Here is a 23,372-nt window from a genome sequence, read left to right as displayed (position 1 = left end):
AACCGCTAAGCCGGCAGCGCCTCGGAAAACTCTACCGGCCTGCCCTGCCCGGGCGTGACGATCTCGCCTTCCCACATCACGCGACGACCGCGCACGATGGTGCCGATCGGCCAGCCGGTGACTTCCTTGCCGTCATAGGGCGTCCAGCCGGCCCTGGAGCCGGCTTGCGCATTGGTGATGGTCTCGCGCCGCTGGAGGTCGACAATGGTGAAATCGGCATCGTAGCCGGCGGCGATGCGGCCTTTCCTGGCCATGCCGAAGATGCGCTGCGGGCCGTGGCTGGAGAGGTCGACGAAGCGCTGCAGGGTCAGCAGGCCTGAATTGACATGGTCGAGCATGATCGGCACCAGCGTCTGCACCCCGGTCATGCCGGACGGCGAGGCCGGATAGGGCTTTGCCTTCTCGGCCGGCGTGTGCGGGGCGTGATCGGAGCCCAGCACGTCAATGATGCCTTGCGCAATGCCGTGCCAGACGCCGTCGCGATGGCGGGCCGCGCGAACCGGGGGATTCATCTGGATCAGCGTGCCCAGCCGCGCATAGTCGTCGGCGGCGAGTGTCAAATGGTGCGGCGTCGCCTCGCAGGTGGCGACATCCTTGTGCTGTTGGAGGAAGATGATTTCCTCGGCAGTGGAGATATGCAGCACATGGATGCGGGCGCGGGTGTTTCGCGCGATGCGCACCAGCCGCTCGGTACAGCGAAGCGCCGCGATCTCGTCGCGCCAGACGGGATGCGATGACGGGTCGCCCTCGACGCGCAGGCCCAGGCGCTCGCGCAGCCGGAACTCGTCCTCCGAGTGAAAGGCGGCACGGCGGCGGGTGTTGCGCAGGATCGATGCGACACCCTCGTCGTCCTCGACCAGCAGGTCGCCGGTGGACGAGCCCATGAACACCTTTATCCCGGCAGCACCCGGCAGCCGCTCGAGCTCACCGACATCATCGGCATTCTCGCGCGTGCCGCCAACCCAGAAGGCGAAGTCGCAATGCATCCGGCTGGTGGCGCGGCGCACCTTGTCGGCAAGCGCCGCCTCGCTGGTGGTCAGCGGATTGGTGTTGGGCATTTCGAAGACGGCGGTGACCCCGCCCAGCACAGCCGCGCGCGAGCCCGTCTCCAGATCTTCCTTGTGCTCCAGCCCCGGCTCGCGAAAATGCACCTGACTGTCGACGACGCCTGGCAGGACGTGCAGCCCGCGACAGTCGATCGCTTCGCCGGCCGAAGCTTGGCGAAGATCGCCCATTGCGACGATGCGACCACCCTTGACGCCGACATCGCCCGCGCCCTCGCCATCATGGTTGACCACCGTGCCGCCAGTCAGGATGAGGTCGTAGGTGGTGGCCATGGGCGTTCGGTCTCTTGCGGGGGAGTATCGTCGGCTTACGTAAAGGCCGACCGTTTTGCAAGATCAGGTTCTTTGCCGCCCATGCCTTTTGCCCTGCTCAAAGACCGCGCTCTCATTTCTGTGTCAGGCCCGGAGGCCGAGCATTTTTTGCAGAACATCCTCACCACCGACCTCGACACGCTGGGCGCCGGTGCGGCAAAACCCGGTGCGCTGCTTTCGCCGCAAGGCAAGATCCTGTTTGATTTCCTGATCTCGCGTAGCGGCGAGGACGGATTCCGGCTGGATTGCCGTGCCGACGTCGCAGACGACTTCCTGCGCCGGCTGATGCTTTACAAGCTGCGCGCCAAGGCCGAGATCGCGAAGCAGGATCAAGTGCTTGTGACGGTTGCGTGGGGCGATGATTCAAGCGCCTCACCTTCTGATTCAACGACACTTGCCGATGCCCGCTTCCGCGATGTGGTTGTGAGCCGTTCCTATGGCGGCGCATCCGTAGGTGGCGATCCGGCTGCATGGCAGACGCTCCGCATCGCCAACGGCATTGCCGAAAGCGGTCCCGATTATCAGCTCGGCGATGCCTTCCCTCACGACGTGCTGCTCGACGAGACCGGCGGCGTCGGCTTCAAGAAAGGCTGCTATGTCGGCCAGGAAGTGGTCTCGCGCATGCAGCATCGCGGCACCGCCAGGCGGCGCGTGCTGATCGTTTCGGCCGACCATGCCTTGCCCGCGCCGGGCTCGGAGCTGACGGTTGCGGGGCGGCCGGTCGGCACGCTCGGTTCCATCGCGGGCACGGCCGGACTCGCCATTGCCCGCATCGACCGGGTCAAGGCGGCGCTCGACGCTGGCCAGCCGGTACTGGCCGGTGATGTCACCGTCTCGCTCGCCATCCCGTCCTGGGCGAAGTTCAGCTTTCCCAGGGAAGCCATCGGCGCGGAGGACGCCTGATGGCTGCCGATCGCGTCGGAGCGCCACCGCGCGCGTGGCAGCGCATGCTGTCGGGGCGGCGGCTCGACCTGCTCGATCCCTCGCCGCTCGACATCGAAATCTCAGACATCGCCCACGGGCTTGCCCGCGTTGCCCGCTGGAACGGGCAGACCCGCGGCGATCACGCCTTTTCGGTCGCCCAGCATTCCCTGCTAGTCGAGGCGCTGTTCAGCGAGTTGCAGCCGGACGCCTCGGCCAACGCTCAGTTGGCAGCACTGCTGCATGACGCGCCGGAATATGTCATCGGCGACATGATCTCGCCGTTCAAATCGGTAATGGGCGGCTCCTACAAGGAGTGTGAGCTGCGTCTCCAGCGCGCCATCCATCAGCGCTTTTCGCTGCCGCCCGAACTCGGCGTCGGCTTGCGCAAGGAGATCAAGCGCGCCGACCAGATCGCCGCCTATTACGAGGCGACGCTGCTTGCCGGTTTCTCGACCGCAGAAGCAACCGAGTTCTTCGGCCGGCCGCGCGGGTTCAATGCCGACCGCTTCGACTTTAAGCCGCACTCGGTAACCTCGGCGCAAGCTGCCTTCCTCAAACGCTACGCAACGCTTGAAAAGCAACGCCAGGCAACGGTTGCCGTGCATTCGGCGCAGTGAACATACGCTAAATTAACCAGCGGTAACCACAGTACCGGGTTTCGATCACGGTCAGCAGGCACGCCTCATGTCCGTTGCGCACGTCAAGGGTGGTTCGCCCGTCCGCAGACGGGGAGCCGGAGGCGTCGCCGCGCCACGGCAGATCGCCGACGAACTGCGCCACCAGAACGAGCGCTTTTCGGCGGCCGTCGAGAATATGTCGCACGGGCTGTGCATGTTCGACGCCGACGAGCGGATGATCATCTGCAACGGCAACTATATCAGCATCTTCTCCCTCGACGCGAAGATCGTGCGGCCCGGCATCGCGTTCCTGGACATTCTAAAGCACAGCGTCGACATCGGTGTCGCCTCACAGAGCGCCGAAGACCTGTATGCCATCCGCAAGCCCTATATCGAGCGCGCGCAAGCCTCGACCTACGAAGAAATACTGTCGGACGGACGCATCGTTTCCATCACGCACCGGCCGCTGGCCTCAGGCGGCTGGGTGTCGATCTATGAGGACATTACGGAGCAAAGGCGGGCCGAGCAGGAACTGAAGGAGCAGCACCGCCGCTTCGATGCGGCGCTCGCCAACATGTCGCAAGGCCTGTTGATGTACGACGCCGAAGGCACGCTGATCGTGCGCAACCAGCGCTTCCTCGACCTCTACAAGGTCACGCCTGACGACTTCCCGCTCGGCGTGAGCCAGCGCGCCCTGCTCGAACAGATGGTGCGACTGCGCATCTATCCGTCGATGGACATCGACGGCGAGATCGCCAACACCAGAGCCAGCCTGCAGGCCGGTGAGGAGCGTTCGACCGACCGCAGCCTTGCCGATGGCCGAACGCTGCTGGTTGCGCGCCGGCCGCTTACCGGTGGCGGCTGGGTGGCGACCTTCGAAGACATCACCGAGCGCCGGCGCGCCGAAGAGCGCATGAGCCACCTTGCCCATTACGACACGCTGACCGACCTGCCCAACCGCTCGATGTTTCGCGAACGGCTCGACCAGGCGATGGCCGGCGATACACCGTTGGCGATCTTCTCGCTCGACCTCGATCGCTTCAAGGCCGTCAACGACACCTGGGACACCCGGCCGGTGACTGGCTGCTGAAATGCGTGGCGGAGCGGTTGCGGCACAGCCTGCGCAGCGACACCGATGTGGTCGCCCGCCTCGGTGGCGACGAGTTCGCCATCCTGCAGTTCAATCCCAAAGGCGCCACCGATGCGGAACAACTGGCAAAACGCATCGTCGCTGTCGTCAGCCAGCCGTTTCGCGACAAGGGCCGCGACATGCATGTCGGCATCAGCCTTGGCATCGCGCTGTATCCCGGTGACGGCAAGGACGCCGACACGCTTTTGAAGAACGCCGACATGGCGCTTTACAGCGGCAAGAGCGAAGGCCGCAACGTCTACCGCTTTTTCGAGCCCGGCATGGATGCCTTGGTGCGGGCGCGCCTGGCGCTCGAAACCGATCTCGAGACGGCACTGAAACGGCGGGAGTTCGTGCTGGAGTTCCAGCCGATCACCAACATCGCGTCGGGCAAGATCGTCGGCGCCGAAGCGTTGATGCGGTGGAATTCACCGACGCGCGGCCTGGTGGCGCCCGACGATTTCATCGCAGCCGCCGAAGACAGCGGGCTGATCGTTCCGCTGGGCGAATGGGCGCTGAAACAGGCCTGCAGCGTGGCCGCCGGCTGGCCGCCTGGAATGCGCATCGCCGTCAATGTCTCGGCAGTGCAGATCAGAAGCGCCGACTTTGCCCGCAGCGTGATTTCGGCGCTGGCCGTTTCCGGTGTGCCGGCCAGCCGGCTCGAACTGGAGATCACCGAGACCGTGCTGATGGATGAGAGCGAGAGGGTGCTGAAGACGCTGAGGCAGCTGCGCGAACTCGGTATCCGCATCGCGCTCGACGATTTCGGCACCGGCTATTCGTCGCTCGGCTATCTCAGGCGTTTTCCCGTCGACAAGATCAAGATCGACCGCTCCTTCATCCACGATATCGACAACAAGGACACGGCGGCGATCGTGCGCACGATCATCGGGCTTGGTGCCGAACTTGGCATCACCGTCACCGCCGAAGGCGTCGAGACCGAAGCGCAGCTCGACATATTGCGCAAGGCTGGCTGCGTCGAGGCGCAGGGCTTTCTGATCGGCATGCCGTCAAAGGCCGCCGACATGGCTCGACTTCTCAAGACGAGGGCAGCGTCCCGGCGCGCCTGAACATCCCCGGCGTCATTCCATGCGCGGCGCGGAAGGTGCGCGAGAGATGGCTTTGGTCGGAGAAGCCGGCCGCAAAGGCGGCACCGGCGAGATCTGAACCTTGCCGGATCAGCAGATCGGCACGGCGCAGCCTGCGGTCACGGATGAAGGCAGCAGGGGTGAGACCCAGCACTTTCCTGAAATCGCGGATAACTTGAAAGCGCGTCACGCCTGCGGCTTCAGCGAGCCGCTGCAAATCGAGGCCCGAGTTCAGATGGTCTTCGATGACCTGTTCATAGACCCGGAGCCGGCTTTTCGATCCGAAGCTTTCGACCGCCTCGCGCCGCCGGCCGCCCCAATCGCCATGGCGCAGGACGAGCTTGCGCAAGGCGATCAGCATGGATGTTTCGGCGCTCGTGGCATCACCCGATGTCGAAGCCAAGTGCGCGACGCCTACTGCCTGGACGAGATCGGCATCATCGACGATCGCTTGCGAAAACAACGGCGGGCGATCCTGCCCGAGTTCGTCCGCGATCGCACCCATGAGCGAGGCCGACGGATAGAAGGTGCGGTAAGCCCAACCCTGGTCGGCACCCGCCTCGCCGTCATGCCATATCTCCGGATTGACGAGCAGAACCGTGCCCGACGGCGCGAGGACAGTCTCGTTGCCGATGCGGACCCGCTCGCACCCTTGCGTGATCAGGGCGACGACATAGGTCGGGTGCGTGTGCAGCTGGTAGCGATGCCGCGTGAAGCGCGCCTTGAGCATGCCAAGATCGCGAAAGCGCGGATGACGCCAGAACTGCGTCGTCTCCTGAGGCTGTTGAATTCCAGACACGGTCAATCCTGTTCAAGACGCTGCCGGCGCAAATCCTTTACGTGCTGGCATCGACAAGGCCGAATTTACGATAGCCGGCAAGGAGAGCGCAATGCTGCACAACGACCCCATCGCCGCCCTCACCCCGCAGGTGGTGGAATGGCGGCATCACATCCACGCCAACCCCGAACTCGGTTTCCAAGAGTATGACACCGCGCGCTTCGTCGCCGACAAGCTGCGCACCTTCGGGCTCGACGAGGTTCATGAAGGCAAAGGCGGCACCGGCGTGGTTGGCGTCCTCAGAGGACGACCAGGCGTGCGCGCCATCGGGCTTCGGGCCGAACTCGATGCCTTGCCCGTGCTGGAGAAGACAGGATTGCCATATGCGTCGAAGAAAGACGGCGTGATGCATGCCTGCGGCCACGACGGGCACATCGCGATGCTGCTCGGCGCCGCCAAGCTGCTCGCCGACAACAGAGCCTTCGACGGCACCGTCTGTTTCATCTTCCAGCCGGCGGAAGAAAATGAAGGCGGCGCCATGCGGATGATCGAGGACGGACTGTTCGAGCGCTTCCCCGTGGAAGCCGTCTACGCCGTCCACAACTGGCCGGGGCTGCCGCTCGGAAAGATCGCGGCCCGTGCCGGGTCGATGATGGCGGCCGTCGACACTTTCGAACTGACCTTCGAAGGGACCGGCGCGCATGCCGCCATGCCGCAGCTAGGCGACGATCCCGTGCTCGCGGCCGGCGCCTTCGTTCAAGCCGTGCAGCGCATCGTCAGCCGTTCGGTCGACCCGCAAATGGCGCTGGTCGTTTCGATCACCCAGATCCATGGCGGCAATGTCGGCAACATCGTGCCGGGCAAGGTCTGGCTGCAGGGAACCTGCCGCTTCTTCGAGCCCACTTTGTCGGACCATTGCGAAAGGCTGATCGGCGACATCGCGCAAGGCATTGCCTCGGCGCATGCACTCACCGCCAAGCTCGCCTACAAGAAAGGCTACCCGCCGCTGGTCAACACGTCGGCTGCCACTGACCGGGCCGTCCAGGCGGCAACCGCGGTTGTCGGCCGCGAGCAGGTGGAGACCGCATTCAACCCGAGCCTCGGCTGCGAGGATTTTGCCTACATGGTCCGCGAAGCCGGCGGCTGCTATGCCTGGGTCGGCGCAGGAGCGGTCAGACTGGGCGAAGGGCTGCACGGCGATCGCTATGTCTTCAACGACGCCATCGTCCCCACCGTGCTCCGCTATTTCGTCACGCTCGTTGAGCAGACGCTACGCTGACGGCCGAGCGCCTCAGCGCAAGGTCTCGACGTATTTCTCGTGGAAGCTGACATAGCCGGGTTCGACGACTTTGAGATGGCGCTCGATCAGCTGGTGGAAGGCCGGCAGCTGATGGAAGGGCACGCCGGGATTGGCGTGGTGCTCGGCGTGATACGGCATGTTCCAGGCGACTTTGCGCACCAGCCAGTTGGTCAGCGTGGTGCGGGTGTTTTCCAGCATGTTGGCGACAAGCGGGCAGCGGCCATGCTCGGCCAGCAGATAGAGCCTGAGGAAGGGCTGGCCGAGCAGCGCCGGCACGATCCAGACATAGAGCAGTACACTTGCCTCGAACCACAGGGCTAGCGCGGCGACCACGACATAGAAAGCGATCATGGCGCGGGCTTCAGTGCGCACCTTGGGCAGGCCTTTCGGCGGCACGTAGCTGTCGTGGCAGCCGCCAATCGCGTTGGTGTAGAGTGTCTGCAAATGCCCCCACCACACCGGCAGGCCCGAGACGTGGACGATGTATTGCCGCATCGTCTCCGGTTTCGGGAAGGCGAGTTCCGGATCGTTCTCGGGATCCTGGGTGAAACGGTGATGGGCGAAGTGGAAATAGCGAAACCAGTCGGCGGGCAGCGCGATCGCCAGGCTGCAGACCCTTGCGGCGGCATCGTTGAGCCACTGCGTCTCGAACGCCGTCCTGTGCACCGTCTCATGCAGCAGCGTGAACAGGAAGACGATAAGAATGCCTTGCGGCAACATCAACAGCGGCCAGTACGACACCTTGGCCGCAATCAGCCCGCCGATAGCCACAATCGCGCCGAGATGGAAGGCGAGTTGGACCAGACCCGGCCCGTCCGACTTGCCGGTCAGGCGGCTGCGCTGCTCATTGGTCAGGAACGCGATGACGTCGCGATGGTCTCTGGGTTCAAACTGGGCCGATACGGTCATGGCGCCAAGCTACTCGAATAAGAAAGCTTTCGAAAGACGAGGATTTCTGCGACACAGATAAGCTGACCTTACCTATCGGATCACCCAATGACCGCGCTTCCTTCCCTGAGAGGACTTCAAGCCTTCGAGGCGGCGGCGCGCTCGGGGAGTTTCGCCGCAGCGGCGGATGAGCTCTCGATCTCGGCGGCTGCGGTCAGCCAGCTCATTCGCACCGTCGAGGAGCAGATGGGTCGAAAACTGTTCCATCGCGTCAACCGCCGCGTGGTGCTGACGGAAGCCGGCGTCGAGATGCTGCCCCGGCTGACCCTGGCTTTTCGGGAGATCGGCAGCATCGCGCGTGGCAGCGATGCCTTCCGCCCGCGGCTTGTCGTATCGGTGCCGCCGTCCATGGCGATGGGCTGGCTTTCCGAACGTCTCGCCGGCTTTGTGGCCAGCCACGGCGCCGTCGACATATCCCTGCGCGGCGATGACGATCCGGTGCCGTTCGACCGCGAACTGATCGACATCCGGCTGTCCTTCGGCCCGCACTATCGTGAACACCCGACCGAAGACATTGTCAGGGACGCCGTCTACCCCGTCTGCGCGCCAGAACTCACCGCCAAAACCGACAGCCTCGCCGGCCTGCCACTGATTCACACCGACTGGGGACCGACCGGCGCGTCGTTTCCGTCTTGGCGCACCTGGTTCGAGGCGGCGGGCATAGAACCCGGCCGCGCAGTGCAGCGCGGCCTGTCGGCGAACTCGTCGCGGGCAGCGCTCGACCTTGCCATTTCAGGGCTGGGCGTGGCGCTGGCGCAAGGCATTTATTGCGCCGGGGCGCTGGAAGAGGGCCGTTTGGTCCGGGCTAATGCTCTATCGATCGCGCTGCGTCAGCCATATTGCCTGACGATCCCGGAACGCAGTGCAAGGCGCGACCTGGTGGCGGCGTTTCGCAATTGGCTGATTGAGGAATGCCGGCGGTCGGTGGGTTCGCCGGTGCTCGGCTGATGGACCGAACTGCTCAGAGATGGCCGGCCAGTGCGGCGACCATGTCCTTGTTCGTCGCCACGGGAATGATCTCGAACTCCACCAGGTCAGACCATTCGATGACCCAGCGCTGCAGCAGCGTGACGTCATCGGCTTCGACCAAAAGGAAGCAGCGGCTCATATCAGCCGCGATCCAGGAGTGGTGCACGACAAGCGCGTCCGGCTTCAATCGGCCGCGCTCGCCGAAACGGCGGTAGATCTCCTTGCGGTCGCAGCCGGTGAAATCCTCGATGACGATGAACTGCATTTTTCCCCCTCGGTTGAATTACCGCCCGGGACCGCAAACTAACGCCCGGGACGGTCCAGCCGCTCCAGGAACCATTGCGTCAGCCGCACCCAGACTTCGTCCTTTTCGCCGGAATCCTCCCAGCCATGGTCGAGGTTCGGGTTGTCGTTGACCTCGATGACGAAGACGCCATCCTTGGTTTCCTTGAGATCGACGCCGTAAAGCCCGTCGCCGATGCAGCGCGCCGCCTTCACCGCGGTGTCGACGACATGCGGCGGCGTCTCTTTCAGCGTGAAGGTCTTGATGCCGCCCTGGTCGGGCTTGCCGCTGGCCTTGTGGTTGACGATCTGCCAGTGTTTTTTCGCCATCAGATAATGCACGGCAAACAGCGGCTGCCCGCCGAGCACGCCGACGCGCCAGTCATATTCGGTCGGGATGAATTTCTGCGCGATCAGGAGATCGGAATCCTCCAGCCACTCGGTGGCGAGCGTCTTCAGTTCTTCGAAGTTGCCGCATTTCTTGACGCCGCGCGAGAACGATGAATCCGGGATCTTCAGCACCAGCGGAAAGCCCAGCGTCTGCGCCGCCAGTTCGAGGTCCGAGGTGCCGGCTATCATCACCGTCGGCGGCACCGGCACCTTGTTGTAGGCCATCAGTTCGTTGAGATAGACCTTGTTGGTGCAGCGGATCATCGACAGCGGGTCGTCGATCACCGGCATGCCTTCCTGCTGGGCGCGGCGCGCGAAGCGGTAGGTGTGGTTTGAGATCGAGGTGGTCTCGCGGATGAACAGCGCGTCGTAATTGGCGAGCTTGGCCAGGTCCTTCCTGGTGATCGGCTCGATTTCGACGCCCATCTTTTCGGCGATCTTGGCCCAGTAACGCAGCGAGGAAATCTCCGACGGCGGCAGTTCCTCATGCGGATCGACCAGCGTGGCGAAGGTGTAGCGTGCCGGCGTGCGGCCCTTGGTGTCGCGCCACTCGCGGTTGGTGTACGTCTCGAGCGCCTGCACGAAGAGGGCTTCTTCCTCCTCGGCCATCCTGGCCAGCGGCAGGAAGCCGATCTTGCGGATCGAAGCCCATTCGGCGCTGTCCTTGATGTGAACCTCAAGCGCCGGAGCGCGGAACCAGTCGAACAACAGCTTGGCGAAGCGGTCCCAGACCTTCGACGGTCCGATGCCGAAGAAGATGCAGATTTTTTGCGGGAATACGCCACCGAGATCCTTGCGACATTTGTTGAGCGCCAGCTCCAGTTCCGGCAGCGCGTGCTCGTAGAGCTTGCGCTCGGACAGGTCGATCATCGTCTCGACCGTCGGGATGACCTTGTGGCCGCGCGAACCGGCGAGCAGAGAGGCATAATAGCCGCGGCTCTGGTAGGCGTAATTGTTCGACAGGTTGATGACCTTCGGCTGCTGGCCGCGAAACAGCGCCGGATGCGCAAGATAGTCACGGTTGGTGATGATCTTGTGCGGCGTCGCCGCCGGGTCGAGATCGTTCTGACGGCCGGTGAGGATGACCCAGGTCATTGTTATCAGCGTTTCCCAAGAGTGATGGCAGCACGCAGTCCGTCGCGGCCAAATTGCGCCATGTTCATGAAGATGCCGTGCGGCACGGGAATGTTGGCGGCATCGAGGATGGTCTCCTGTCTTTCGTCCTCGACCCAGGGATCGTGGATCAGGATGTGGTCGCCATCGTCGCCGATAGCCAGCACCCAATGCGGCACCTTCTTGCCGAACATCAGGAAGCCGCTGATCAGCACCAGCACCAGTTTTCCCTGAGCCAGGGCGCCGCGGATATCGTCGATGGTGAATGGACGGTAATTCACCGGGATGCCGTAAAGTTCCGCGCGGCGGCGAAAGTCCACCTGGGCAAGTTCCATCACCCGGCGCTTGTCGTCGCTGCGCACCGATTGCAAGAACAGCGCGCCATAGAAGGACACGAAGATTTCCGCCGCAAGCCCGCTTTCGTAGCCGGAAACCGCAAGGCCGAAGGGCTCGCAGCCGCCCGGGCCGGACATCATGAACACGGTCGTTGCCTCGCGCCATAGGCGGATTTCCATGACCGGATCGGGCACGAAGCCGGAATCGAAATTGGCCATCGCCATCATCAGGCAGCATGGACCGCAGGTGAACTCGCAGGTCTGCTGGTAGAACGGGACTTTGGTGGCGACCGGAATATCGCCGCGCAAGGTCTTTTCGTAGCGCAGCGCGGTGGCGCCATCCTCGTAATAGTGAGGCTCGCGACCGATCTTGCGGTAGCCGCTCTGCTCATAGATGCCAATGGCGCGAAGATTGTCCTCGCGCACTTCGAGACGCAACATCATGCGGTCATGCTCGAAGGCAGCTTCTTCGGCCGCTGCAAGCAGCATGCGGCCAATGCCGCGGCCGCTGAAAAACGGGCTGGTGGCAAGCGAATAGAGCCGGGCGACGCCGCTGCCCTTGCGAAACAGCACGATGGCGTAGCCGGCGACACGACCATCGCTTTCGGCGACCAGCATCTCGGCTGTCTCGCGTTCGATCAACAAGCGGAAGGAGCGCCGGGAAATGCGGTCACTGGAAAAGACCGCCTTCTCGATGGCGGCGAGGTCATCGACGTCGGACGCGCGGGCCTTGCGAATCTCGGCAGGCATGCGGGTTTGGAAAACCTCGATTGGGTGGAGGAAAAGGCCGCGGTCAAAAACGTCGCAAACATCAGCCGAAACGCCGATATCCATCAAGCGCTATCGCACTTCGAATAGGGCCGAATTGTGACACTTTCTACCCAGGCGCATTCCCGAAACGGAATGCGCTTAACTGGCGATACCCGCCAGAAGCTGACCGTAGGCGCGCTTGGCGACCGCAGCCAGCTGCTCTCGCGGCAGCGAGCCGACGACGGCGCAGGCATAGCCCTTGTCCAGCCAGTAGACCGCCTCGGGACCGTCGGCGTCGGCCATGTAGGTGCCCTTGGACTTGGCTGAGGAATCAGCGGTAACGAACAAGGAGATGCGCTGACCCTTGGCGTCTTCGTAAAGCAGCATCGCTGCCTTGCCCTGGCCGGCGGGCAGCAGCCGGCCGCCAACCAGCTGGAAGCCTTCCGCCACCAGATCCGGCGCCACCAGTTTCAGGCCGACGCGGTTGGACAGCCAGGTCTGCAGGTGATCCTTGTCGCTTGCCGGCACTTCCACCGCATGGCGCTGTTCGGCGGCATAGATGACATGGGCGGCGATCGCCTCTTCGGCCAGTTGGTCATCGGCGCCATCTTCCCTGCCGATGCCGTCGATGCCGGCAAAATAGCCGCCAAGACCGCCGATGACGAGCACTGCGGCCGCCGCGGCCGCAAGCCACCAGCGCGACTGCCGCGCCGCCGCTTTGGTCGCGCCTTCACCGCTAACGATCTGCTTGAACAGCACCGGCACGGGCTCGTCGAGCACACCGGCAAAGGCGGCGCGCAACGCGGCGCGGTCGGCGGTGTAGCGGGCGCTTTTCGCCTTCATTTCGGGATTGGCGTCGATCCAGGCGTCGTAGGCGGCGCGCTCGTCGCCCGGCAGCTCGCCGTCGAGAGCCATGTGGATATCGCGTTCGGAAAAATCGCGGCGGGTCATTTCTCGACGATCCTTATCGAGCGGCGGCGCGCCGTGTCATCGAGCAGGCTGCGCAGCTCCTCGCGTCCGCGCGCTATGCGCGACATCAGCGTGCCGGCGGGCACGCCGAGAATGTTGGCGGCTTCGGCATAGGAAAACCCTTCGATGGCGACCATGACGAGGGCGGCGCGGCGGTCGGGGCTGATCGCCTGCAATGCGTCGATGATCTCGCGCGAGGCGGCGTTCTCCGCCTGCTCGGCGGGGACTGTCTGCGCCTCGTTTGCGTCGAGCGGCAGGATCGCCGCCTCACCGCGCCGGTTCACCTTGCGCATCTGATCGATGAACAAATGATGCATGATCGTAAACAGCCACCTCCGGGGGCTTTCTCCTGTCTGCCAGCTTTCAAGCCGCAAGAGCGCTCGTTCGAGGCAATCCTGGACGAGATCGTCAGCGGATTCGCGGTCGCGCAGAAGCGAGCGTGCGTAGCGGCGCAGGCGCGGTATTTCGCCAAGGATTGCTGCCTTCTTTTCGTCCATGACCGCTGGTTCTGAGGTCGCCCTTGTTTAACCCGATTGAACGCGCCTTCCCGGCGCGGCGCTAGCGGCCAGCGCGAAGCGGTCTGCCGCCCCGGTCACCCAAGCAGTGAGATAACGAGTTGATCTGCTAAATTATTCCCCGCAATCAACAAAAGGGCCGAATTATCCTAAATCGGTCAGTGCGAAATCATGGCCTTTGTACAGCAGTGGAAGATCGCGGCTTTTCGCGCAGGCGTAAGCAAAACAGTCCCCGAGATTCAGATCCGCCTTGTGGCCAACGGCTTTGCCGTAACGGGCGCTCGCGTCAATGGCCCGAGAGCCGATGTTGTCGTCAATGGCCAGACTCTCTCCCATGATCTCCACAATGAACTCATCGATCAGATCGCGGGCATGGAGAAGGGCTTCAGCGCTGGGTCTGCGCGGGCCGGCGCCGGCCCTTGCCAATGCCTGTGTTGCTTCGAAGTGAACCAACGGAGAAACCCAGACCTGCCCGGAAAAACCGGATAGCTGCTTCAGCAATTCCTCCCACCCAGGTTCCTGGTTGAGAATGGCGACGATCACCGACGCGTCGACAAACATCAGTCTTCCCACATCTCGTCGGTGAACTTCTTCATATCGAAATCGGGATTGGGCAGGCCAAGCTTCCTGGCCCTGTCCTGAAGACTGGCGATCCGATCGCGCAGCGGCACCTTCGCCCGATTGCGCTCAAGTTCGTGCACGAGCGCGACCCGCACCGCCTCCGTTTTGCTCGGAGCGTTCGTCTCGCGTTGCAATCTGCTGGCCAGCGCATCCACTTCGTCGTCGCGGATATAGAGCGGCATCGAATATCCTCCGTTGGATATTCATATATTCCATCTCGTATATCACTTCAAGTTGCAGCGTTGGCCTCCCTCGCCGCCCGCGTCAGCAGCCGCTGGTAGAACAGGCCGATGCCGATCAGCACGGCGCCAAGACCGATGAAGGACAGCGCCCTGAGCACGCCTTCCAGTTCCGACATGTCGAACAGGAAGACTTTTACCACGGCAATCGCGATCAGCGCCGCCGAGGCGATGCGCGGCACCTGCGACTTCAGCCAGACGCCGGCGGTGAGCAGCACGACGCCAATGACCAGCCAGAGCGCCGAATAGGTGTAGGTCTCGAGCTGGCCGAGGCCGCTCCACAGGCCGATGAACTCGCCCTTGAACACGCGCCTGACCGACAGTGTGGCGTAGGCGAAGACAAGCAATGCCGCCACCACCGCCAGCATCTGCGCATACCATGGCGGCCGCTTGTCCCTGGCATAGAGCGCCAGCCCGCCGACAGCGATGGCCGGCAGGAGATAAGCCAGGAACAAGAGGTTGAACACCGGGATCTGGCCGGTCGATTCGTCGGTGAACAGCGGATTGAGCACCAGGAAATGCTGGAGGATGATGAAGGCGACCGAGAGCACGCCGGCAGCCATCGAGCCGTAGCGCAGCACAGAGCTTGGCGAGCGCATGTCGATGGCCACCAGTATCGCGCCGGCGCCGATGGCGATCAGCGTATAGATCGCCTGTTCGGCGAGCGTCACCGGGCCGGTGTCGATGACGCCGCCATGCATGGCGTGGCGCACCAGCATGGCGACGGTGAGCAGCGCAAACAGGGCTGCACCCGCCTCCATCGCTAGGCGCGGCCGGCCATTACCAGTTGTTGGTAGTGCGGGGGTGGTACGCGCGAGTTGCCAGGCGGCAAAGCCGAAGGCTAACGCCGGTACGCCGTATCCCGGCAGCAGCCAGTTGAACACCCGCGTCGTCGTCAGGAACTCGGCGCCGACGATGGTCGGATCGAAGGCGACGCGGCCGAGCACGGCGACGACCGCGCCGACCGAAATCCAGCCCAGCACCGGATAAGAACGCCAACGCGTCGCCAGCGCCGGCACGATGGCGGCAACGCCGGCAAGCAACGTGGTCCAGCCGGAACCGAAGGCCATGTGCAGCATCAGGAGCCCGGCCAGAGCCGAGCCGCAAAGCGCGAAGGAGACGGCGACGTCGCCCTTGAGCGGCGGCTGTTCGGCGCGCGCAATCCATTCGCCGCCGGCGGCGAAGACGACGACCAGAAGGGCAGCTATCGCTGCGTAGACAAGGTCGCGGTCGAGATTGCCGTAGGCGAGCCACAGCGTCAGCAGAATAAGCAGCGGCGCAGCGACGCCCCATGCCGCCCAGCATGCCGCGCGGACCCGTGCTGAGGCGGCGAAGCGGCGTGCGGCCCAGAAGCCGGCGCCGATGAAAACCAGGCCGAGGGCAATGCCGATGCGCAGCGTCAACGGATTTCCGGCCGCCACCGGCATGCCGTCAAAGCCGATATTCCCCTGGGTTATGTCGGAGCCGATGGTGGTGGGCGGAATGATGCCGAGATGGATCATCACGCTCACCACGCCGGCGGCATGCAGCAGCGGCAGCGCGCGCGGCCGGTAGAGTGCGGTGGCGACAAGGGCGACGAGGACGAAGGCGCCCGGCAAGGCGCCACCGGCGGCGACCAGCGTCGTGTCGACGGACAGGCCTAGCGCTGAAAACGCAACGAAAACGCCTGGCACGATCGAGGGCCAGTCGAAGCCGGTCTTCGCCGTCTCCGCTTCGCTGTCACGTGTGCCCAGCCAGACAAAGGCAAGCACCGCCAGCGTCACCGCGTCGATGAACAGGATGACGGCAAGGTCGGCGACTAGCGTGCTCATCATGTAGACGATGGTCCAGGCGCCGGTGCCGAAGAAGGCCGCCGCAATCAGGAATTTCCAGTCGCGAATGCGGGCGATCACGGCTGTAGCGGCAAGCACGATCGCCAGGTAGACGAACAGCGCCCATGGGTTGGGCGCCTGCGAGGACACAAGCGCCGGCGTCGCCATCGAGCCGACGAGACCGATGCCGGCCAGGGCCTGGCCGTGGACGAGGGCGGCGACAATGGTCGCCACGCCGATGGCGCCGAGCACGGTGAAGGCGAAGGCCGGCCCGACGAAACCGTAAATGGCATGCGCGGCATAGACCGTACCGAACAGGATGAAGGCGCCGGCAGCCGTCAGGATCGCCGGAATATAGGCGCCTGCAGCCCCTTGCACCGGCACCTTGAAGCCGGTGCGGCGGATGAACTCGCCGCCGCCGATCAGCACCAGGCCGAGCAGCGCCGCCAGGGACAGCCGCACTTCAGGGCCGAAAATGCCGGCCTCGATGGTGTAGCGGATCAGGAACAGGCCGCCCAGGGCCAGCGCGACGCCGCCGACCCAGACCGCCCAACGGGTGCCGAGCGCCGTTTCGACCTCTGACTGGCGGGCTGCCTTCGCCGTGGCGGCAGGCGCGGATCCGGTGAATGCCGCCTTGGCCGCGGCCGACAGTTCTGGCACGGCCTCGCTGGTGGCCGCATCGGCTTCGGCGGCCGGGGCCTGGGCATGTGCCGCGTCTGCTGTTGTTGGCGAAGCTATGTCGGCAACTGGTGCGCTAGCGTGAGCGGCATCCGCCGGTGCGCTTGCAGCCTGCTCGGCCGGTTTGGCAACGGGCGGTGTCGCATGCACTCCGGACAGAACCAGGCTGCGCAGCGCTCCGAGCTCGCGCTCGATCAGACTGACGCGGCCCTGCTGGCGCAAGACGAGGACAAAAAGCACGATAACGACGACGGCGCCAATCAGGCTTTCAAACATGGCGGTTCCCCCAAACCAGGCCAGTTTTTCACTGACAATTGCGGCGGCCACACGGCCACCCCAGACGGCTATTCAAGTCACGCCACCGCAATGGTGGCCGAAAAGAAGTTATCGAGCATGTTTCGTCGGCAAATTCCAGCGGCCTACGGTCTTTATCCTCACCCATCATCTGAGATAGCCAGGAATGGCATGCCGCCGCCACTTGCCCAGGAGCCATGCTATCCTCGGATGAACTACGAGGAAATCGAATGCCGAAACGAAGTGCAGGGCTGCTGATCCACCGGACAAGGGCCGGCATTCTCGAATTTCTGCTCGTCCATCCCGGCGGCCCGTTCTGGGCAAGGAAGGATGAAGGCGCTTGGTCGATCCCCAAGGGCCTCGTCGAGGACAATGAAGATGAGTTGGCCGCCGCCCGGCGCGAGGCTGGGGAAGAACTCGGAGTCAGCATCGATGGCGATTTCGAACCTGTCGGCAGCTATCGGCAAGCCGGCGGCAAGATCGTCATCGCCTGGAGTGTCGAAGCCGATTTCGATCCCGATGCCGTTAAAAGCAACATGTTCACGATGGAATGGCCGCCCAGGTCAGGCGTGACGAGGGAATTTCCCGAAATCGACAGGGCCGGCTGGTTTTCCTTCGCCGAGGCCAGCCTCAAGATCCTCGGCGGTCAGCGCGCCATCCTCGATGATTTCATGGAGCATCGCAAAGCCGGCTGAGGCTCTTGCCCTATGAGTACCCCCACCCTAACCCTCCCCACAAGGGGAGGGAATGCTGCCGCATGCAGCTTTTGGTGTGAACCTGGACGGTTTGCGGAGGTCAGCACCCACCGAGTCTCCCTCCCCCTTCTGGCGCAGCGTCTGCCGTAAGGGCGGCCTTGCCGCCCGAATGATGCTTGCGCAAGGCGGCGAGGAAGCCGGCACGGGCATCGGGCTGTTCGATGCCGCGCGGCTCGTAGACATGGCGGGTGAAAAAGAAACCGGTCAAATGGAAGGCGTCCTCGAGTGCCGCGTGGTCCGCCCGCAAGCCGGAGCCGCGCTGCAGGAAGGCCGGCAGCGCCAGCATCTTGTCGCGCCACGGCGCACCGGCGGCTCGCGACACCGCACGGCCGGATTTCGGCGAGACGTAGGCCAGATCCTGCCTGGCGCCGGTCGCCGCGCACTGGCTGAGATCGAGGCCGAAGCCGAGTTCGTCGAGGATGAGCAGTTCGAAGCGCGCCACCAGTTCCCCGGCGGCATCCGAATCGTCCAGATGGGCGATCATCACGGCAAGCGTCTCATACAGGCCGCCATGGGCGTCGCGCTCCGGCAGGAGCCTGAGATGCGCGACCATGGTCTGCAGGCCGTAGACGGCGACTGCGCTGTCCATCAACCGGGCGGCATTCATCTCGATCGCCTCGGCCTGGAAGGTGCCGAGATGCTCGTCGAGGCGTGCCCGCCACAAAAGGTCGACGCGGTTGCCGGGCTGCAGCACCGGCTGCTGCTTGCGCGAGCGCCCGCCGCGCACCAGGCCGAGATGGCGGCCATGCGCACGCGTCATTACCTCGAGAATGGCGCTGGTTTCGCCATGCTTGCGGGTGCCGAGTATGATTCCCTCGTCGCGCCATTCCATGGCAGGAGCTTGTCACCGGTTGCGTGGCTAAATCAAGATTTTGGCGCGCCGCGTGCGATCTGTGCTGACATTGGATCCCCACACATCGTCGAAAGGCTCTGATCACGCGAATTCCCGGTGATCGGCCAGGACGTCGTCGATGACGCGGCGCGATCGCTCGGCTTCGGCTTGGTTGGCGTCGTGTCCGGCAACCGTGATCAGCGCCTTCCACAGCGTCCAGCCGCGGCCGCGCGCCCAGGTCGCTTCATCGACGTCGATGGCGGCGCGGAACGCCTCCCGGCTCTCGCCCTGGAAGAACGTCCAGGCGATCGCCAGGTCGCAAGAGGGATCGCCGATGCCTGAGGTGCCGAAGTCGATGATGGCGCTCAAACGGCCGTTTTGGACCAGAAGGTTGCCCCAGGCGACGTCGCCGTGAAACCAGACGGGCGACCCTTGCCAGGTGGCGGCAAGGGCCGCATCCCAGACAGCGGTGGCCGCCTGGGTGTCGATCTGCCCCTCCAGCGCCTGGAGTGCTTCCCTTGTCTGGTTGTCATACACGCTCGGCGATCCGCCGCGGAAGAAATTGTGCTGGCCCGCGGGCGGCCCGCCCGCCGGATCGATCCGCCGGAGCGCAATGAGGAACTTGGCCAGATCGACCGCGAACTGTGGGCGATCGGCGATTTCGGCGGTCTTGGCTGTTTCGCCGTCGATCCAGCGGTAGACGGACCAATGCCAGGGGTAGCCCTCCCCGGGCTCGCCCATCGTCAGTGGAACCGGGATCGGCAGCGGCAGAAGCGGCGCCAGCCTGGGCAGCCAGCGGTGCTCTTTTTCGACCTGCAAGGCATATGGTGCGGCACTCGGCAGCCGCAGAGTCATATCATTGCCGAGGTGGAAGGTTCGGTTGTCCCAACCGCCAAACGTCACCGGGCTCACCGGCAGATGCCGCCATTGCGGAAACTGCGCGTTGACCAGCCGGCGCACGAGATCGGTATCGATGGTCGGTTTTGGATCAGGCATGTCATCGTCTCAAACTGCCGGGCGGCACTTCTAGACGATGAAGCTCAATGGGGAAACTCAAGCCCCATCTCACGGTAGCGCTCGGGGTCGTCGCCCCAGTTTTCACGCACTTTGACGAACAAGAACAGGTGCACTTTCTGCTCGAGAATGCCGGCTATCTCCATGCGCGCCGACTGGCCGATGGCGCGGATGGTCTCGCCCTTGTGGCCGAGCACGATCTTCTTCTGGCTGTCGCGCTCGACATAGATGGTCTGGTCGATGCGCACCGAGCCGTCCGGTTTCTCTTCCCATTTCTCGGTCTCGATGTGCGAGGAATAGGGCAACTCCTGATGCAGCCGCAGATACAGCTTCTCGCGGGTGATCTCGGCGGCCAGTTGGCGCATCGGCAGGTCCGAGATCTGGTCTTCCGGATAGTACCAGGGGCCGACCGGCAGCGCTTGCGCGAGATAGTCGAGCAAATCCTTGCAGCCGGAGCCGGTCAGCGCCGAGACCATGAAGGTGCGCTTGAACGGCACCTTTTCGTTTGCTGCCGCAGCCAGGGCCAGCAGCGCCTCGTGCTTGACCCGGTCGACCTTGTTGAGGATCAGCACCATCGGCTGGCGGACGTCCTTCAGCCGCTCGAGGATGGCGTCGGCGTCACCCCTGATGCCGCGCTCGGCATCGATCAGCAGCAGCACGATATCGGCGTCCTTGGCGCCACCCCAGGCTGTGGTCACCATCGCGGTGTCGAGCCGGCGCTTCGGCTTGAAGATGCCGGGCGTATCGACAAAGACGATCTGCGCGTTGTCATGCGTGGCGATGCCGCGCACGATGGCGCGGGTGGTCTGTACCTTGTGGGTGACGATCGACACCTTGGCGCCGACCAGTTGGTTGACCAGCGTCGACTTGCCGGCATTGGGCGCCCCAATCAGGGCAACGAAGCCGGAATGCGTGGCCTCCGCTGCCGGAGGGAGATCTTCGCTGCCGGTCATGCCGCACTCCCTTGGTTGGCCCAGATGCCTTCGCGCGTAAGAAACGCCGATGCCGCCGCTTCTTCGGCTGCGCGGCGAGAGCCGCCCGTGCCGCTTGCCGGCGCAAAACCGCCGACCTTCACGGACACCGTGAAAACCGGTTGATGTTCAGGTCCTTCTCGTTTCTCGATCGCGTATTCGGGCCTGACATCGCTGGTCTTGGCGATCCATTCCTGCAGGTCGGATTTCGGATTGGGCGGCTTGGCCACCACCTTTTGCGAGCGCGGCTCCCAGTAACGCAGGACGAATTGCCTTGCCGCATCGAGGCCGCCATCGATATAGACCGCCGCGATCAGCGCTTCGACTGCATCCGCCAGATAGTTTCCGCCCGAGCCACGCGAGCGCGCCTTCAAGGCAGCGTCGGCCCGAACCAGATCTTCGAGCTGCATTTCAATGCCGATCTCGGAGCATGTCCGCGCATCGACCAGGGCATTGAAGCGCGGGGCGATTTCACCTTCCGGCGCCTCAGGAAACTTTTCAAAAAGCAGGTCGGCAACGATCAGGCCGAGCACGCGGTCGCCAAGGAATTCGAGGCGCTGGTTGTTGCTGCTTGCCTTGACCGCGCTGGAATGGGTCAGCGCGGTCTCGAGCAAACGGACGTCCCGGAAGGAATGGCCGGTTTTGGCTGTCACCAAATCGGCCAGAGTTTCACCCGTCGGGCGCTTCAAAGCCATCAATTCACGAAATGGAACAGGCGCGACAGGCGCACCAGCGACGGCCATTTCCAGATCTCGAGCGGGCTCGCCTTCCCGGCGATCGAGAAGAAGACGATGTTGGCGCGGCCGACAAGGTTCTCCGCCGGCACGTAGCCGACGCTGAGGCGGCTGTCGGAGGAGTTGTCGCGGTTGTCGCCCATCATGAAATAGTTGCCGGGGGGCACGACGAACTCGCGGGTGTTGTCGGTGATCGAATTCGGTGTCAGGTCGAGCGTGTCGTAGCTGACGCCGTTGGGCAGGGTCTCGCGATAGACGTCGACCGGCTCAGGCACTTCCGTGATATCAGGATTTTGGATCTGGCCGGTTTTCACACGAGGCACGCCCTGGCCGTTGATGAACAATTGGCCGTCCTTCATCTGGATCTTGTCGCCGGGCAGGCCGACGACGCGCTTGATGTAGTCGAGCGACGGATCCGGCGGGAACTTGAAGACCACCACGTCGCCGCGCTTCGGATCGGAACCCCAGATGCGGCCGGAAAGGATGTCGGGGCCGAATGGCAGCGAATAGCGCGAGAAGCCGTAGGACCATTTGGTGACGAACAGATAGTCGCCTTCGAGCAAGGTCGGCCGCATAGAGCCGGACGGAATCGAGAAGGGCTGGAACAGCAAGGTGCGGATGACCATGGCCAGCAGCAAAGCCTGGATGATGACGCTGACGATTTCGCCAAGCCCGCCGGATTTCTTCTCGGATTTTTCAGCCACGCTCATGTCGTCCTCGATTGTGCGTTGGATGGTATAGAGTCTCGGCGCGCGCTGGGCAACGTCAAGTCGGCGTTAGATAGCGGTCGTCTGATGCAATCAATGTGGCGCTTGTTCGGCGGGCAACGCCTCGATGATCACAAAGGCTTGAGCAAGCGGGAAATCATCGGTGATTGTGAGGTGGATCGCCGCTCTGTGCCCCTGTGGCAGGATTTTGGCCAGCCGTGCCGCCGCTCCCCCGGTCAGCGCCATCGTCGGCGCGCCGCTGGGCAGGTTGGCGACCCCCATGTCGCGCCAGAACACGCCCTGCGCCAGGCCGGTGCCAAGCGCCTTGGCGCAGGCCTCCTTGGCGGCGAAGCGCTTGGCATAGGAGGCGGCGCGGCCCTTGCGGCCTTCCGAGCGGACCTGTTCGACCTCGGTGTAGATGCGCTGGATGAAGCGCTGACCATGCCGTTCCAGCGACTTTTCGATGCGTCTGATGTCGATCAGGTCGCTGCCGATGCCGATGATCATTCCGCCGGAACTTCCCGTCCGCGGTGCCCGGCCTTATGCGCCCGCTCTGCCATGCGCTTCCTGCGCTGCTCGCGAAAGGCTGTCATCCCCCAGCGGGTAATGCCGTAGAAGATCAGCCCGAAGATCAGGCCGAGCGGCACAGCGCCGATCAGCATCGGCTCGAGCACCGGGTGCCACAGCTTTGCAAACGACAGCGTGTGCATCATCTCACCAAGATGCGCAGGCGGTCCGTTCTTGGGCAGGCGTTCATGCAGGATCAGCTTGCCGACTTCCCAGGACGCTCCCCACAGCAGCGGGAAAGTCAGCGGATTGCCGAAGAATACCGCGCCGAGGGCGGCGGCCACCAGATTGCCGGCGACCACCCAGCAGAGCACGGCGGCGACGGCGAAATGGAAGCCGAGCGGAAAGAAGGAGGCGAAAACGCCGGCCGCGACGCCGGCCGCCACTGCATGCGGTGTCGCCTTCAGCCGCAGGATGCGCTTGGAGAAATATTGCAACGAGCGCGAAAACGAGCGGCGCGGCCACAGATAGGTACGCACCCGCTCCAGAATGCCATCAGGCTTTCGGCGTCGAAAAAGCACTCTGTTCCAGTTCCCGGTTCATCACGCCCAAATTGCAACCATCCCTGGCCGGGCGCGGTCGCTCCATCTTGCGCTTCGAGGGCGCAGAAAGGCAACACCGACTTTGATATAGCGACTGCCTTGCGGCGGAACAATGAAACGCCGC

General features: G+C 63.9%; 24 protein-coding genes and 1 pseudogene. 7 read left to right on the top strand and 18 right to left on the bottom strand.

Features of this window, described 5'->3' with window-relative positions; genetic code table 11:
• Positions 1–5: 5 nt before the first annotated feature.
• Positions 6–1,337 (bottom strand): dihydroorotase, encoded by a 1,332-nt coding sequence (locus NLY44_RS01020; protein WP_023709773.1) that lies wholly within the window; start codon positions 1,335–1,337, stop codon positions 6–8.
• Positions 1,338–1,418: 81 nt separating this feature from the next.
• On the opposite strand from NLY44_RS01020, the gene ygfZ reads away from it, so the two are divergent.
• From ygfZ to NLY44_RS01000, 4 genes and pseudogenes are all read left to right on the top strand, one after another.
• The gene (ygfZ, locus tag NLY44_RS01015; RefSeq protein WP_023805689.1) at positions 1,419–2,279 is read left to right on the top strand and encodes a CAF17-like 4Fe-4S cluster assembly/insertion protein YgfZ; all 861 of its coding nucleotides are present in this window, start codon (positions 1,419–1,421) and stop codon (positions 2,277–2,279) included.
• The gene (locus NLY44_RS01010) at positions 2,279–2,917 is read left to right on the top strand and encodes an HD domain-containing protein (RefSeq protein WP_023670260.1); all 639 of its coding nucleotides are present in this window, start codon (positions 2,279–2,281) and stop codon (positions 2,915–2,917) included. The genes ygfZ and NLY44_RS01010 overlap by 1 nt, the downstream gene beginning before the upstream one ends.
• A 67-nt stretch (positions 2,918–2,984) precedes the next feature.
• Positions 2,985–4,253, top strand: a pseudogene (locus NLY44_RS01005) (PAS-domain containing protein); the annotation flags it as partial.
• A 14-nt stretch (positions 4,254–4,267) separates the two neighbouring features.
• Positions 4,268–5,116, top strand: coding sequence for a putative bifunctional diguanylate cyclase/phosphodiesterase (locus NLY44_RS01000; protein WP_353654476.1), 849 nt, complete (start codon positions 4,268–4,270; stop codon positions 5,114–5,116).
• Here the strand turns inward: NLY44_RS01000 and NLY44_RS00995 are convergent.
• Complete coding sequence (locus NLY44_RS00995; protein ID WP_031356081.1) at positions 5,085–5,933, bottom strand: AraC family transcriptional regulator; 849 nt, start codon at positions 5,931–5,933, stop codon at positions 5,085–5,087. The genes NLY44_RS01000 and NLY44_RS00995 overlap by 32 nt on opposite strands.
• A gap of 91 nt (positions 5,934–6,024) precedes the next feature.
• Here NLY44_RS00995 and NLY44_RS00990 point away from each other — a divergent pair, with 91 nt between their 5' ends.
• The gene (locus NLY44_RS00990; protein WP_023805692.1) at positions 6,025–7,191 is read left to right on the top strand and encodes an amidohydrolase; all 1,167 of its coding nucleotides are present in this window, start codon (positions 6,025–6,027) and stop codon (positions 7,189–7,191) included.
• Between the two features lie 12 nt (positions 7,192–7,203).
• Here NLY44_RS00990 and NLY44_RS00985 read toward each other — a convergent pair whose 3' ends face one another.
• Positions 7,204–8,121, bottom strand: coding sequence for a fatty acid desaturase family protein (locus NLY44_RS00985; protein WP_023743772.1), 918 nt, complete (start codon positions 8,119–8,121; stop codon positions 7,204–7,206).
• A gap of 87 nt (positions 8,122–8,208) precedes the next feature.
• Between NLY44_RS00985 and NLY44_RS00980 the strand changes: the two genes are divergently transcribed.
• Positions 8,209–9,108: a LysR substrate-binding domain-containing protein gene (locus tag NLY44_RS00980; protein WP_023805693.1), complete on the top strand. Its 900-nt coding sequence runs from the start codon at positions 8,209–8,211 to the stop codon at positions 9,106–9,108.
• A 13-nt stretch (positions 9,109–9,121) separates the two neighbouring features.
• Here the strand turns inward: NLY44_RS00980 and NLY44_RS00975 are convergent, their stop codons facing one another.
• The 8 genes from NLY44_RS00975 to NLY44_RS00940 all read right to left on the bottom strand — a co-directional run bounded on the left by NLY44_RS00975 (position 9,122) and on the right by NLY44_RS00940 (position 17,108).
• Positions 9,122–9,394, bottom strand: a complete 273-nt coding sequence (locus NLY44_RS00975) for a DUF3303 domain-containing protein (protein ID WP_023670254.1) — start codon at positions 9,392–9,394, stop codon at positions 9,122–9,124.
• Positions 9,395–9,432: 38 nt separating this feature from the next.
• A complete protein-coding gene (locus NLY44_RS00970; protein WP_023692866.1) occupies positions 9,433–10,896 on the bottom strand; it encodes a RimK family ATP-grasp domain-containing protein in 1,464 nt (487 codons plus the stop codon).
• A 5-nt stretch (positions 10,897–10,901) separates the two neighbouring features.
• Positions 10,902–11,999: a peptidase C39 family protein gene (locus tag NLY44_RS00965; protein ID WP_023692865.1), complete on the bottom strand. Its 1,098-nt coding sequence runs from the start codon at positions 11,997–11,999 to the stop codon at positions 10,902–10,904.
• A gap of 159 nt (positions 12,000–12,158) precedes the next feature.
• Positions 12,159–12,950 (bottom strand): anti-sigma factor family protein, encoded by a 792-nt coding sequence (locus NLY44_RS00960; RefSeq protein WP_023687291.1) that lies wholly within the window; start codon positions 12,948–12,950, stop codon positions 12,159–12,161.
• Positions 12,947–13,465 (bottom strand): RNA polymerase sigma factor, encoded by a 519-nt coding sequence (locus NLY44_RS00955; protein WP_023692862.1) that lies wholly within the window; start codon positions 13,463–13,465, stop codon positions 12,947–12,949. The genes NLY44_RS00960 and NLY44_RS00955 overlap by 4 nt, the downstream gene beginning before the upstream one ends.
• Before the next feature lie 162 nt (positions 13,466–13,627).
• A complete protein-coding gene (locus NLY44_RS00950) occupies positions 13,628–14,044 on the bottom strand; it encodes a type II toxin-antitoxin system VapC family toxin (protein WP_023692861.1) in 417 nt (138 codons plus the stop codon).
• The gene (locus tag NLY44_RS00945) at positions 14,044–14,286 is read right to left on the bottom strand and encodes a type II toxin-antitoxin system VapB family antitoxin (protein ID WP_023670248.1); all 243 of its coding nucleotides are present in this window, start codon (positions 14,284–14,286) and stop codon (positions 14,044–14,046) included. Before NLY44_RS00945 ends, NLY44_RS00950 begins: the two co-directional genes overlap by 1 nt.
• Positions 14,287–14,333: 47 nt before the next feature.
• Positions 14,334–17,108: a DUF2339 domain-containing protein gene (locus tag NLY44_RS00940; RefSeq protein WP_023805694.1), complete on the bottom strand. Its 2,775-nt coding sequence runs from the start codon at positions 17,106–17,108 to the stop codon at positions 14,334–14,336.
• 248 nt (positions 17,109–17,356) lie between these two features.
• Here NLY44_RS00940 and NLY44_RS00935 point away from each other — a divergent pair, with 248 nt between their 5' ends.
• On the top strand, positions 17,357–17,821 hold the full coding sequence (locus tag NLY44_RS00935) for an NUDIX hydrolase (protein ID WP_023670246.1): 465 nt from the start codon (positions 17,357–17,359) through the stop codon (positions 17,819–17,821).
• A 100-nt stretch (positions 17,822–17,921) separates the two neighbouring features.
• Here NLY44_RS00935 and recO read toward each other — a convergent pair whose 3' ends face one another.
• From recO to NLY44_RS00900, 7 genes are all read right to left on the bottom strand, one after another.
• Complete coding sequence (recO, locus tag NLY44_RS00930; protein WP_023805695.1) at positions 17,922–18,713, bottom strand: DNA repair protein RecO; 792 nt, start codon at positions 18,711–18,713, stop codon at positions 17,922–17,924.
• A 102-nt stretch (positions 18,714–18,815) separates the two neighbouring features.
• On the bottom strand, positions 18,816–19,709 hold the full coding sequence (locus tag NLY44_RS00925; protein WP_023805696.1) for an aminoglycoside phosphotransferase family protein: 894 nt from the start codon (positions 19,707–19,709) through the stop codon (positions 18,816–18,818).
• 44 nt (positions 19,710–19,753) lie between these two features.
• Positions 19,754–20,680 carry a GTPase Era gene (gene era / locus NLY44_RS00920; RefSeq protein WP_023670243.1) on the bottom strand — a complete coding sequence of 309 codons (927 nt, stop codon included), beginning with the start codon at positions 20,678–20,680 and terminating at the stop codon, positions 19,754–19,756.
• Positions 20,677–21,393, bottom strand: coding sequence for a ribonuclease III (gene rnc, locus NLY44_RS00915; RefSeq protein WP_023684493.1), 717 nt, complete (start codon positions 21,391–21,393; stop codon positions 20,677–20,679). Before rnc ends, era begins: the two co-directional genes overlap by 4 nt.
• Positions 21,393–22,142: a signal peptidase I gene (lepB, locus tag NLY44_RS00910; protein ID WP_023805697.1), complete on the bottom strand. Its 750-nt coding sequence runs from the start codon at positions 22,140–22,142 to the stop codon at positions 21,393–21,395. Before lepB ends, rnc begins: the two co-directional genes overlap by 1 nt.
• 90 nt (positions 22,143–22,232) lie before the next feature.
• A complete protein-coding gene (acpS, locus tag NLY44_RS00905) occupies positions 22,233–22,646 on the bottom strand; it encodes a holo-ACP synthase (RefSeq protein WP_023670240.1) in 414 nt (137 codons plus the stop codon).
• On the bottom strand, positions 22,643–23,227 hold the full coding sequence (locus NLY44_RS00900) for a DUF2062 domain-containing protein (RefSeq protein WP_023670239.1): 585 nt from the start codon (positions 23,225–23,227) through the stop codon (positions 22,643–22,645). Before NLY44_RS00900 ends, acpS begins: the two co-directional genes overlap by 4 nt.
• Positions 23,228–23,372: the final 145 nt, after the last annotated feature.

Origin of the sequence: Mesorhizobium sp. C089B, assembly GCF_030323125.1 — a bacterium.
GTDB lineage: Bacteria > Pseudomonadota > Alphaproteobacteria > Rhizobiales > Rhizobiaceae > Mesorhizobium.
The sequence above is the reverse complement of the archived record's forward strand: the minus strand, read 5'-3'. Positions and strand labels throughout refer to the sequence as shown.